This window comes from Desulfosporosinus sp. I2, from assembly GCF_000960765.1.
In the GTDB taxonomy this organism is placed as follows: domain Bacteria; phylum Bacillota; class Desulfitobacteriia; order Desulfitobacteriales; family Desulfitobacteriaceae; genus Desulfosporosinus.
The window spans coordinates 1-13,598 of sequence record NZ_JYNH01000126.1; the positions used below are offsets into that span (position 1 = coordinate 1).

9 protein-coding genes and 1 pseudogene are annotated in these 13,598 nt (G+C 43.7%); 2 read left to right on the forward strand and 8 right to left on the reverse strand.

Annotated features, from left to right (window positions below):
• Positions 1-85 precede the first annotated feature (85 nt).
• From UF75_RS20255 to UF75_RS20275, 5 genes are all read right to left on the reverse strand, one after another.
• Complete coding sequence (locus tag UF75_RS20255) at positions 86-1,588, reverse strand: hypothetical protein (protein WP_045576371.1); 1,503 nt, start codon at positions 1,586-1,588, stop codon at positions 86-88.
• Entirely contained in the window at positions 1,581-2,975 is a 1,395-nt protein-coding gene (locus UF75_RS20260) for a HAMP domain-containing sensor histidine kinase (RefSeq protein ID WP_045576372.1), read from the reverse strand. The genes UF75_RS20255 and UF75_RS20260 overlap by 8 nt, the downstream gene beginning before the upstream one ends.
• A gap of 1 nt (position 2,976) precedes the next feature.
• The gene (locus UF75_RS20265; protein WP_045576377.1) at positions 2,977-3,675 is read right to left on the reverse strand and encodes a response regulator transcription factor; all 699 of its coding nucleotides are present in this window, start codon (positions 3,673-3,675) and stop codon (positions 2,977-2,979) included.
• Positions 3,676-3,827: 152 nt separating this feature from the next.
• Positions 3,828-5,009, reverse strand: a complete 1,182-nt coding sequence (locus UF75_RS20270) for a polysaccharide deacetylase family protein (RefSeq protein WP_242860364.1) — start codon at positions 5,007-5,009, stop codon at positions 3,828-3,830.
• Between the two features lie 291 nt (positions 5,010-5,300).
• Entirely contained in the window at positions 5,301-6,884 is a 1,584-nt protein-coding gene (locus UF75_RS20275) for an L-serine ammonia-lyase, iron-sulfur-dependent, subunit alpha (RefSeq protein ID WP_052693482.1), read from the reverse strand.
• Between the two features lie 136 nt (positions 6,885-7,020).
• Here UF75_RS20275 and UF75_RS20280 point away from each other — a divergent pair, with 136 nt between their 5' ends.
• Positions 7,021-8,019 (forward strand): ornithine cyclodeaminase family protein, encoded by a 999-nt coding sequence (locus UF75_RS20280; protein WP_045576373.1) that lies wholly within the window; start codon positions 7,021-7,023, stop codon positions 8,017-8,019.
• Positions 8,020-8,120: 101 nt separating this feature from the next.
• Positions 8,121-9,137 (forward strand): proline racemase family protein, encoded by a 1,017-nt coding sequence (locus UF75_RS20285; protein ID WP_045576374.1) that lies wholly within the window; start codon positions 8,121-8,123, stop codon positions 9,135-9,137.
• Positions 9,138-9,325: 188 nt separating this feature from the next.
• On the opposite strand, the pseudogene hypD reads toward UF75_RS20285, so the two are convergent.
• The 3 genes and pseudogenes from hypD to UF75_RS20300 form a co-directional block, all read right to left on the reverse strand.
• A pseudogene (gene hypD, locus UF75_RS20290) lies at positions 9,326-11,682 on the reverse strand (trans-4-hydroxy-L-proline dehydratase).
• Entirely contained in the window at positions 11,679-12,566 is an 888-nt protein-coding gene (locus UF75_RS20295) for a glycyl-radical enzyme activating protein (RefSeq protein WP_348983082.1), read from the reverse strand. Before UF75_RS20295 ends, hypD begins: the two are co-directional and overlap by 4 nt.
• Before the next feature lie 90 nt (positions 12,567-12,656).
• Positions 12,657-13,598 (reverse strand): glycyl-radical enzyme activating protein (locus tag UF75_RS20300; RefSeq protein WP_082075260.1); only part of this gene is annotated, 942 nt, incomplete at its 5' end.

Sequence of the window (13,598 nt, forward strand, 5' to 3'; positions counted from 1 at the left end):
AAAACTGCTTCCCAGAAGACGGACCCGCGATTATCCTTTGCGGTGACCCGCCGTCAAGGTTGAGCATCCATAACGCGAGGCCTGTTCATCTTGCATTTTCCATTGTCATTACTGCAGCACCATCGACACGAAACGCTTTTTCCCAATTATCAACGTAAGACCCCGTTGCCCACTCAGCCATAATGACAGATGCCCCCGACTGCAAGTCTATTTTAGCCAAAGGTTCGTTCCCCAATTGACCTGCGCTGATAGCGTAAACCTGAAGCTTAGTCTTTGTTAGGACAAGGGCCATATCTTGATTAGGAGAGGTAAACGCATCCACGGCATCCGGAACGCGGTCTTTAATGTACTGCCAGCTTAGCCATAAAGTATCGTAGAAAATTAATTTGGCTGGGGGAACCAAATTGACGTTAAAATCCATATAGTTGGGGTCGTTAGAATCTTGATCATAATAATTAATTCTACCTCGGAGATACCAATGTCCATTTTTACGGATAAGCCCGAAATTCTGTTCGAACCCGTCATCATCGAAGGAAGTGATATTGTTAATAGTGTTTAAAGACCGGCGCGCTTGGGCCCTAGCGTTGCTAAAAGTAGCAAACCCACTGTTCAATAATAAGTCAGACAACTTGATCCCCTCTGGTGTAGAGATTTTATCCACCGGTAATACTTGTAAATGATTTCCGTTTATGTCGTTTTCCACTGCAACATAGTCATTACCTATATAATCAATGACTTTTTTACTCGCTCCCTTTTTATCTTCTCCTCGGCTAATTTCCATGGTCCTCAGTCGCTGTTCCTGGGCCTTAGTAGAAACATCATGAGCAGATAACACATCTTCCATTGTTGCTCCTTCCTGTACTTGGCGTACCTGAAGCTCCCAAAAGCCACTACTGCGCGGGAAAAAGATGTTGTTACCCGTTAAAATTGGATGCAGCTTTTTATTATCTAAAGCCAACCATAAAGTTTGATACGTGAAGTCGGTATGATCCTCGTCGCCGTTAGCACCTGACTCCTTCGGAATTTTTAGCCCCACCAGAACACCGGATGCTCCCAAATTGTTCTGCCTGTTCGTTTTAAAGTCATTGAGGTTAGCAGAGGTTAAAGAACTGTCCACTTGATCTGAGACTTTCTGAAGGTATAGTGCCTTATTCTGAACAAAGGCTATGAGTTTTGTCTCATCGATTTTCATGAATTCGCCTAGGAAACTCTCTGCAGAGGATACAGTTATGACCTCTACTTCTTTACTATTTGGCATTAAAGTACTGGACAAGTTCAAATATTTGGTCATTAAATAATTGGTAGAATTAACTTTTTTTATTTTAAAGGCTGGATTGCTCCAGACATAGTCACCCAGCATAGCAACTTCTCGTGTGAACTGAATCGTCTTGCCTTCCCAGCTCTGATTATCCCCTCCAGAATTCCCATTGCTTTGCATGGTTTGATTTACCTTCCATTGTCCCTCCAATGGGCAGATATTGTGAACTGGAGGAATAATCTTACCCGCTGTCGTCCAGGAAAGGTTGGCACAGCCCCCGAGCAAGAGGAGAGAAAGTCCGGCAAGCACCACTTTATACGCCTTAAGCATAGAAGCTCTCCCTTATAGGTAAGGTGACTAACACCTTTGTCCCTTGATTAAGTTCACTGGCAATCTCCAACTTCCCACCCATTAGGTTCACAATCTCCTCGCATATTGATAGCCCAATCCCATTTTTTGAGCGTGAACTTTTTCCCTTATAAAATTTATCTTTGATCATAGGTAGTTCATCATTGGCGATTCCACAGCCAGTATCCAATATAGTGAATAACAATTTCTCGTTTTGCATCTCTACGTTAAAGCTGACCCGTCCGCCTGCAGCCGTAAAATTGAAGGCATTATCCAAAATATTAATAAACAACTGCTTGAGTCGATTGGCATCAGTGAAGAAATTCGGCGAATCTTCAGGGTATTGAACGGTGAAGTTGATTTTCTCCCGTACTGCCCTTGGGGTTAATTGTTTCTGAATATGCTCCATAAGAGAGGCCAAATTAATTTCTGCCTTTTGCAGATTCACCCGGCCGGAGACAAACTTGGAGAAATCCAGCAGTTCTTCTACCATTAGAGTAAGTCGTTCACTCTCTTTAGCGATAATCCCCAGACCGTCTTCCAGCATCTCTTTTTGTTGGAATTGTTCATTTTGCAAAGTAATCGCCCAGCCCATGATTGACGTTAACGGTGTACGTAGCTCATGCGAAACCGACGAGATAAAATCATTCTTGAGCTGCTCTTTTTTCACAATCTCATCGGCCATATAATTTAGAGTGTCTGAGAGCTTACCGATCTCGTCTTCATGCGTTTTCTTACTACGCGCTTGGAAATTGCCTGCAGCCATTTCTTGGGCTGCTTCCGTAACTTCTTGCAAAGGCACAATAATCGTATTAGCTAAAAAAACACTAATCAGCCCGGCAATAAAAACCACTGCAAGGCCGATTGAGACAAAGATATAGGCTGTGTCTTGAATATCCTTGTCCACAGCGCTCAAGGAAGTGATAAATCGTATGGCCCCCACTATTTCATTGTTGGCCTTTAACGGGTATGCCACAGCCATAACTTTTTGTCCATTTAATCTTCCAATCCATTTCCCTGTTTCTCCGTTTAAGGCATCCTTGATATCGTTTATTGCTACATTCCCTGGGGGGATCTCACCCAGAGAGTCCATCACAATACTGCCATCCTTATCGACGATTTCCACTTCGGCATTACTTTGGTTCCAGAAAGCATCAACATTATATAATACATTTTCCTGTAGAGAGGTGTCCGAGAAATACTTAGCATACAAATCAGCGGAAATCTTAATCTGGTTAGTAAGGCTTCCCTCTAAACTCCCATAGTAATTTTGGCGTACTGTGTAGATAAGGAGCACTTCGAGAATGGTAACCGTGATGATGATGACAATCATAAAATTGGCTGTCAGCCTAGCCCGGATGCCTTTCATTTTAAGATTCCTGCTGCCATCGGTAGCCAGAACCCCAGACTGTTTTAATATACTCGGGTTGCGAAGGATTGTCCTCAATCTTTTCCCGTAAGCGCCTAATATGGACATCCAATGTTTTAGTATCCCCAAAATAATCGTCACCCCAGACAGTATTTAGCATCTCTTCGCGCTTAAGTGTCCTCCCAGGATTTTCCATAAATACTCTTAACAAAGCAAATTCGATGGGGGTCAACTCAATTTCATGATTACTCTTAGAAAATTTACTTGCAGTAATATTCAAGCATAAATCCCTACAATTAAAGATCTCTTTTGGGTCCCTAAATCCCGCGCCTCGCCGCAAAACGGCCTTAACCCGAGCAATCAATTCTAAAGGATTAAACGGTTTTACCATATAATCATCTGCGCCCAGTTCCAAGCCAAGAATTTTATCCGTATCCTGGCCCCTGGCAGTAAGCATAATCACAAACGTTTCTTGCATGGTCTCTCGAATTTTTTGACAGACTTCCAGCCCACTGATACCAGGCAACATGAGATCAAGCACCACAACCTTTGGGACAAAGGTCTTCAACATTACAAGTGCTTCCTCCCCAGTCGCAGTATCACCTACTAAGTAACCCGCCGCGCTCAGGTTAAGGGTAATAAAGCGCCGTATCGACTCTTCATCTTCAACGACCAGTACCTTTACCTTTATATCCTTCATCTGACCACTCCATCTTTCTGGTATTACAGGATCATATGTTCCTGTACTTCTATTGTAACCCATTTGGCTCCTCTAAAGAGGATTTTAATTGGATGTAAAATTCTCGTCACCGAAGTCTTGATGTTCAACTTTAGTTGAACGAGTTCATTGTCTTAGCTGTGTAAACCTGCGGGAAACACAATAGGCAAAACATGAGGACCTAAAACCCCAAACGAAAATCCTTGCTTTTTCAACAATTCAATAATCCCTGGCAAGGCATCAACAGTTGTATTCTTCCCTACTAAATCATGTAACAAGATAACTACCCGTGTCTTTCCCTGAATTTGCTGCTCAACATGTTGAATTAACTGATCAGCAGGGACTAAACGAGCATCAGTGTCCCCCGAATCGACATTCCAGTCCTCCATTAAATAACCTTCTGCGTCCATAGTATTAAAATAATTAATATTAAAATGACCAACCGTACCTCCTGGGGCGCGAACTATTTGGGGTCGTAGACCAATGGTCTGATAAATTATCTCCTCAGCTTTCTTCACATCGGCCAGAAAGTCCTTAGGTCCCTTATACACCTCAGCCATTTTATGAGAATAAGTATGGTTGCCGATCGCATTATCTTGCTCATACTCCGCCTTTAGTAAATCCGGATAGAGCTCCACCTGCTGGCCAATATCAAAAAAAGTAGCGCGGACATTCTCTTTGGCCAAAATAGCAAGAATTTTCGGCGTTGTGCTGGGGTACGGGCCATCGTCGAACGTCAAATAAGCCATTTTTTCATGCTCTGGTTGAAATTTGCGCTGGCGCATGGCTAAACTTGGAGCAGTAGGTGGGTTGCCAGCCTCATCATAGTATGGATGAATGGGCGTCCCCGCTGGCCCAGGTAGTGGAGTAGGAAACAAATCTTCTTTATCTGTACCTGAGATGATTATGTTTGGTTTTAACTTGGATTGGACGGGTTGTTGTGGAAACGTCCCGGATGGATACTCAGAAGGCGACAGCGTCTCCCCTGTTGAGGACTGAGGGTTGCCCTCCTCTGCTTGCGAGAGAGGCGCTTTAACCGGATACTCTCCTTGGTCGAACAGTTGAGAACTCGGAGACGTCAACGTTCCCGACTCTTTAACTGTCGTTGATGGGGCTTCATTACTGTCAATAACGCCAGTTTGATCCAAGAGTACCGTCCTGTTACTAGAAATAACGGACGCTTGGTTCGGAGCTGGCGAATTCTGCAGTGGAATAACTGATTGAGTAGCTATACTCCAGTAAGGAAATACTCCCACCCAAAAAACGCTAAAACCTAAAAAGCATGCCATAAATATCAGACAACCTTTGAGTTTCATTTTGGACAAAGTTTTCTCTTCCTCTCCCTACTTCTTGTCTCAGTCTTAAAAAAACCACCCTATCGCGATACTTTTACAATACACCTAATAACTAAATTGTTTTTTACAAAGATCTTAACAATAGTTACAAAATGGTTAAGTTAAAATATAAGAGCCCGTTTCTTTTCATTTGAAAGAAACAGGCTCTTATATTTTATCTACCGCTAGATATGAACCGATGTAGGATACCGCAAAGTCTCTAGCTAGTACAAATTTACGTGAGCACGATTCATAAAACCCCTCCTGCCCGTTTTAATCCAGTTTGTTTAACCGATTATAAATATTCTGTGAAGTTTCGGTTGTCGATAGACCTCCATAACCCGTACATCTCAGTTCTATAGGCAACATCCGACCAACCTGATCCATGGCGATTAATGTTTCATCAAGAGGAATCACTTTATCAAATCCTGCTATAATCATGTTGGCACAGGCAACAGCGTTAAAACCCGCCATCACATTTTTCCCTAAACAAGGCACTTCCACTCGCCCCGCAACCGGATCACAAACCATGCCTAAAATATTTTGAAGTGCCATAGAGGCTGAATCGATGCTTTGTTGCACAGTCCCTCCCATTAATTGAACTAAACCTGCAGCTGCCATCCCGGATGATGCTCCACATTCTACTTGACATCCGCTCACTTCAGCAGCAAACCCAGATCTATTTGCAATAAAAACCCCTATGATTCCCGCCGCTAGCATAGCCTTTGTTATATCCTCAACACTCTTACTCATTTCTTTTGCTGTACCAATAATTGTTCCTGGTAGCCCCCCACATGATCCTGCAGTGGGAGCAGCCACAATGACGCCCATTGAACTTTTAACCTCCATAATAGCAGTAATATAACTGGTTATCCGGTTTAATACACCCGTAGGTATTAGTTTAGCTTCTCTGTTAGCCTTATCTACCATCCAAGCTTGTGGCCCGAGAATCCTATCCTTAAAAACCGTTCCCTTTAATCCTTGCTCTATGGCATTACACATTAACTTCGCGATATTACTCATCTTTTCAAAAACTTCTTCTTGTGACAGACTTCCTCTGACGCTTTCATATAGCACTGCTAACTCCCAGGGTGCCAAACTTTGTTTGGTCCCGACATCAAGCATTTCCTGAGCATTACTAAATGGAACCAAACAATGCTTTTTTGATTGAATAGGTAATACTGGTTCTAATTGAATAATACTACTTATATTTGGTAATTCATAGAGCTTTAAAATATCGTTTTCTAGTAACTTATGATAAGTTTTAATATTGATTAATCCGCGATTATTTATTATAGAATCCTCTATATATTCTATACTGCTTACGGTCTGTTCAATGACTGCTTTATGATTGTTTAATAACTCTGCATGGATAGGTTCAAAGAACAAGACCGTTTCAAAAAAATCTCCTGCAATATTGACTGACAATTCGTTAATCATTTGGACTTCAATCATACCGCCACCAACTGAGATAGCCATTAAAGAGATTCGTTCATTTTGATCGTCTAAAGTGCTGATTCTATAGGTATTGGGGTGCGAAGCTTCAAAATCCGCAATTCTAAATTGGATTAAAACCCCTCTTTCAACGGCTTCTTTTAGTGAATCATTTAATTCGTCATCCCATAATTCATAACCCAAAAGCCCGCCAACAAACCCAATATCCGAACCCTGCCCATGGTAAGTTGTTGCTAAAGATCCTTGAGGTTCAAACTCCACTAATACTTCCTTTATTCTACCTTTAATCATTTGCCTGACCAAACTGCCAATTCTAACGGCAGCACCTGTATGGGAGCTGGAAGGACCTCTCATAATAGGACCAATCACATCATTAAAAATACTGGGCGGTTGCTTAATCAATTTAAAAATCTCCTCATCATCGAAATTGACAAAGTTAATATTATGACGTGTTTGTCAGTGAACTCTGGGTAATGCATTGACAATTCTATCTGAAATCGATAGTGTATTATAATAAACGGAAGGACGGAGGGGTATTATGCTACTACTCAACAAGAAAGACATCCAACGGATCTTTACTATGCAAGATGCTGTGGAAGCAGACAAACAGGCTTTTCGTATCTACTCAGAAGGAGGCAGTGTCGTCCCTTTGAGGGTTAATATAGGTGCGCCCAACTATGAAGGTCAAACTTTATTCATGCCTGGTTACGTGGAAAAACTGAACAGTATGGGGGTAAAGATCGTCTCGGTCTTTCCTCATAATATCGAAAAAGGTATCCCCTCAGTTCCAGCAACGATGGCGTTGATCGATGGAACAAGCGGTGAAGTATGCTGTATACTAGATGGAACCTACCTCACTCAACTTCGTACCGGAGCTGCAGCAGGAGCGGCTACCGACCTATTGGCACGTGCAGATGCCCAAATTGGAGCACTGATTGGTACGGGAGGACAGGCCATTGCCCAGCTCGAGGCCATGCTGACGGTAAGGAAGCTTACGGAAGTCCGCATTTATGGCACTAACTTAGAGCGCACTCAATCGTTTGTTGCTCGTATGAACGAGGAATTTGCGAATTTCGGGACTCTTTTACGGGCAGTAGAGACCTCAGAGGAAGCAATCGCGAATGCTGATATCATAACTGCTGTGACTACATCCCGCCAGCCCGTTTTCGACGGTCGCTTGGTCAAAGCAGGAGCACATATCAACGGTGTCGGTTCCTATCTACCTAACATGCAGGAATTAGATGAGTTTATCCTACATCGAGCGGATAAGATTTACTTTGATTCCCAGGAAGCAGTACTAGCAGAGTCTGGTGATTTCATTATTCCCTTAGCCAAAGGCACGATTACCCCGGATAAATTCACGGGAGAGATTGGTAGGGTTATTTCAAATATCCTCCCGGGACGTGAAACTCCTGAAGAAATCACACTCTTTAAGACAGTAGGGATAGCCGTTCAAGATGTCGTAACAGCCCATCAAATTTATCAGAGAGCCTTGCAGTATGACATCGGTCAGAAATTTTCCTTTGAAGAATCGTAGATCATCAAATCTGCATGTAAATAGACATTCGTGGACCTGTTCCGAACTATGCATAGTCACCTTATTACCTCGACCGTACTTATAGGAAGGAGACAAAAAGAATGAATTTTAAGCATTACATCAATTGCATAGATGCCCATACTGCTGGAGAACCTCTTCGAATCATCACTTCAGGTTTACCCCCCATTCATGGCAAGACTATGCTCGAAAAGAGACAGTATATGTTAGAAAACTATGACCACTTGCGGAAGCTAATCATGTTAGAGCCCCGGGGGCATAGTGGAATGTACGGCTGCATCCTTGTTCCTGCTGTCACTGAAGATGGAGATTTTGGCGTCTTATTTACACACAACGAAGGGTTAAGTTCCATGTGTGGGCATGGCATTATTGGGGTGACTAAGGTTGCCATAGAAACTGGCATGCTCATCTCTCATGAGGGTGAGAATATGGTTAAAATCGACGCGCCTGCTGGCAGAATCACGGCCTATGCAGACGTCAAGCATGGAGAAGTAGAACGAGTTAGATTTCAAAATGTACCTTGCTTCGTTTATAAAGAAAACATCACCGTCCTTGTCGAGGGTATAGGAGATATTACCGCCGACGTCGTGTATTGTGGTGCCTTTTACGTCTATCTAGATTCGAAACAAGTCGGTTTAACCGTGACTCCCGAAAATACTGAAAAACTAGTCCATATGGGAATGGAAATTAAAAATAAAGTCATGGCTGTGATGGAATTTAACCATCCGACATCTGGAGTCAATTGGCTTTACGGAACTATTTTCTACGAGAAACCACTCAGAGACGGGGACAAACTCGTGACCAGGAATGTCTGCATTTTTGCAGAAGGACAAGTTGATAGATCTCCTACCGGTACTGGAACTGGCGGAAGAGTGGCCTTACACTATCATAAAGGAGAATTAAAAAAGGGAGATACCCTGATCAATTACAGCATCATCAATACTCCCTTTGAAGGAAAGTTCGTCGAACAAACCAAAGTAGGAGACTATGATGCGGTTCTGACCGAAGTATCCGGTACTGCCCAAATCGTAGGCTTCAATCAATTAGTGCTCGATCCCAAAGACCCACTACCCGAAGGCTTTAGAATCATAGGAAGTTAAATGTGAAGCAAGGACTCCCATTTCCCTCCAGCACTGGCAGACTGGCGTTTGACAGCAAATGTAGTGGCACGCTTTAATTTAAAGTTCTTTAACCCTTGCTACACAAGGGTTCGAATTAATTTGCCCCAACTTGCTGAACAACTAGTATCCATCCTAAGGATGGATACTAGTTGTTTTATTGTGTTCAGTTAGAACGCCACATGCTCTGTCCGAGTGATAATCTCTTCCTGCAATGCTTCACTTAAATCACAGAAATAATCACTATATCCAGCTACGCGCACGATTAGATCTCGGTACTTTTCCGGCTCACCCTGAGCAGCCCGTAAGGTCTTGGCACTCACAACGTTAAACTGAATATGATGACCACTTAATTTAAAATAGGACCGAACCAACTGGACTAATTTTTCAAGTCCTTCATCACCCTCTAGGACTTGGGGAGTAAACTTTAGATTCAGTAAGGTCCCTCCTGTCCGCGCATGATCCAGCTTGGAAGAAGATTTAATAACTGCTGTCGGACCCAACCGATCAGACCCTTGAACCGGAGAAATCCCTTCTGAAAGAGGTTCCCAGGCCCGGCGGCCATCAGCCGTAGCCCCAATGACAGACCCGAAATAGACATGACAGGTGGTAGGTAACATGTTGATCCTGTAAACACCGCCCTTAGTGCTCGGTCTGCCATTCACTTCAGAATAGTACGCGTTAAAAATGTCCACCATGATCTCGTCGGCGTAGTCATGATCATTTCCAAAGTGGGGGTCTTGTTCAAAAGGAGTTGGCGCACTCCCTCGTGACCCAAGAAATTATCCTCTAAAGCCTTGAGTAGTTTCTCCATTGTAAGATCCTTTTGGTCAAAGACATGGTAACGGATGCCTGATAACGTGTCTGTAAGGCTACCCAAGCCAACGCCTTGGATATAATTTGTGTTATAGCGGGCGCCGCCATCATTATAATCCTTAGCCTTAGCGATACAATCATCAATCAGTATGGAAAGGAACGGGGACGGCATATAGGCGGCATAAAGTCGCTCAATTATATTACTGCCTTTAACCTTAACGTCGATAAAATAGTGAAGTTGCTTTTTAAAGGCCGCAAACAGTTCTGCAAAGGAACTAAACCCTTTAGGATCTCCAGTTTCCAAGCCCAAGCGCAGACCGGTTTTTGGATCAAGCCCATTGTGTAGGACCAATTCAAAAATCTTGGGCAAATTAAAATACCCTGTCAAGATGTAACTCTCTTTTCCGAAAGCCCCCGTTTCCACACAACCACTGGTCCCGCCTTGCCGAGCATCCTCAATCGATTTACCCTGGCGCAAAAGTTCTTCAACAACCGTATCGGCGTTAAACACAGAAGGTTGCCCCCAACCCTTGCGTATGATCCGGGCCGCTCTTCTCATAAAACGGTCCGGATTCTTTTTGCTTAACTGAATATTTGAGCTTGGTTGCAAAAGGCGCATTTCATCGATCACATCTAAAACAAGGTAAGTGACATCATTAACCCCATCCGAACCGTCCGCTTTTAGCCCACCACTATTGATATTAGCGAAATCTGTATACGTACCACTTTCCGCCGCCGTGACCCCGACTTTAGGCGGTGCCGGTTGATTGTTAAACTTTACCCAAAAACACTCTAAAAGCTCTTTCGCCTCTTCTTCAGTCAGCGTACCCTCGGCTAAGCCTTGCTTATAAAAGGGATATAAATGTTGATCCAGCCTTCCAGGGTTAAACGCATCCCAAGTATTAAGTTCGATGATAACCCCTAGATGCACAAACCAATAGGCTTGCAAAGCCTCCCAGTAAGTCCGGGGGGCATGGGCAGGGACGTGGGAACAGATTTCAGCGATCTTCTCCAATTCTGCCTTCCTCAAGACATCCGTTTCCATTTGGGCTAACTCTTTGGCCTTCTCGGCATACCGCTCTGCGAAAAGAATAATTCCTTCGGCGCTAATCCGCATAGCTTTAAGTTCTTCCTGCTTCTGATACGCCTCAACATCGTTCAAATAATCGAGTCTCGCCAAATGATCATTAATATCAGCGATGAACTCCAAAAAACCCCTACGATAGATTTTATCATCGAGCACCGTATGCCCTGGTGCCCTCTGTTCCATAAACTCAGTAAAGATGCCCGCATCATAAGCGGCCTTCCAAGTCTCGGACATCTCCGCAAAAATAAGATCACGCATCGATTTCCCTTCCCAATAGGGGATAATACGGTGTTCATAAGCGTCCCGTACTTGCGGGCTGACATTATACGAAATTTTGGGGCGAGAATCGAGAATATCCAAATCTTCAAGGGTATGACAACATAGTTCTGGATAAGTGTAGGTTGCTTTGGGTGCCTCCCCTCGCTCCCCGACAATCAATTCCCCAGGGTTAATACAAATCTCTTTGCGTTCCAACATGTACTTAAAAGCCAAGGCTCTTCGCACAGGAACAGAGGAATTACCAGCCGAACGGTAAAATTCAGTCATTAACTCTGCCCTTTCAGCAGAAATATAGGCTTCCGTCTCTAGGCTTCGTTGCCTAAGCTTGGTTACTCTTTCATTCATTTTGAGCCCCCCCCAATTTTAACCTTCAGCCCTAACTGTTCCAACTTTCCTGCGATCTGCTCCAAACGCTCGTGGCCTGGAGATTGTAATTCAGGCAGCAGATACGTTCGACCAAGGCGCTGGTACTTATCCACCCCTGCCTTATGATAAGGTAGCAGATGAAGTTCCTGGCCCTGTTTTAAAGAGGTTACAAACTCTCCAATTAGGGCAACGTTCTCCTCATCATCATTAATTCCCGGAATGATCGGCACTCGCACAATGACTCGGGAATGGTTCTTGACAAGCCAACTTAGATTTTCTAAGATACGTTCGTTCGGAACTCCAGTGAGTGCTTGATGTTTCTGACTATCCATAAGTTTTAAATCATAAAGAAATAAATTGACGTACTCGCTGATGGTTTGCAAGAATTCAAGGTTTACATAGCCACAGGTCTCCACAGCCGTGTGAATTTCCTTCTTCCGGCACTCTTTAAGCATTTCCAAAAGAAAAACAGGCTGCATAACAGCTTCCCCTCCGGAAAAGGTTACCCCGCCTCCCGATTCGTCATAAAAGACGACATCTTTCTCGATTTCAGCCAGCACTTCGCGCACTGACATGGTCTTTCCTACAAGCTCTCTTACCCCGGCATAACAAACCTGACAGCATGCACCACAGACCTGGCATTGATCTCGAAGGAATTTTAAGTTTCCCGACTTAGCTATAATCGCACCATTTGGACAAACCTCTAAACATAAACCACAACCGATACATCGGTCAGGCCTATAAAGTAATTCCTGACCAAACCTTTGACTTTCAGGGTTGTGACACCACTGACAGTTCAGTGGACAACCTTTTAAGAAAACCGTGGTCCGAATACCGGGTCCATCATGGATCGAATATTTCATTATATTAATAATTTGGCCATCTACCAACTTTACCACTCCAAATGTTGCTTTGTTCCTTCTTAGCATATAACTCACCGTTGGGCATTTTTCTCAAAGGACCACACCGTTAACTCGAATCGGAACACCTGGATTTTGTTGGGACAGAAAAGCGGCCCGTTCTAAAATTTGCTCTTGCGACGGCGGGATTAGGTCTTTTAATGGATAATCGATTCCTAGATTTCTATAGGTTTCCAGACCAAGGCGATGATAGGCCAACAACTCTATCTCTCGGAGTTTATTCAAGGCTTTGCAGAATTCTGCCGTTGCCGCTAGATTCGAATCTGAGTCATTGGCTCCTGGAACCATGGGGATGCGCACAATGATGTCGAGAGAATAATTAGACTGATCAATTTTTACAAGATTATCAAGAATAACTTTGTTATCACGGCCAACCCACTGTTTGTGAATCGTTGGATCCATCTGTTTAATATCAACGTAGAGAACATCGAGCCAAGGCAAAATTATTTTGATACTCTCGAACGGGGCATGAAAACTGGTCTCCATCGCGGTGTGAATCCCAAGCTGTTTACACTCTTTCAGGACCTCTGAGACAAAATCGGGCTGGATTAAGGGTTCGCCACCACTGATGGTTACTCCCCCTCCCGAATGAAAAAAGAAAATTTCGTCCTTAGTAATTTCCTGAACCACTTCTTGTACGGACATGAGGCTCCCATATTTTTTTAAGGCATTGTGTGGACATTTCCTAACGCAGACAAAACAGTTCTTGCATTTAGAGAAATCGGTGAGTACTTTCTGATCATCCATTGACATCGAAAGGGCACTTTCAGGGCATGAGCGCACACATATTCCACAACTTACACAGCGATCTCGGGCATACCCTCTTTCAAAATCCGATCGCTGAGATTCAGGAGTCGAACACCATTGACACTTTAGCGGGCACCCTTTGAGGAAGATCACCGTTCGGAGCCCCTGTCCATCGTGGATTGAAGTCCGCTCGGTCCTGAGAACAGAACCAGCAACTGCACCGTCATT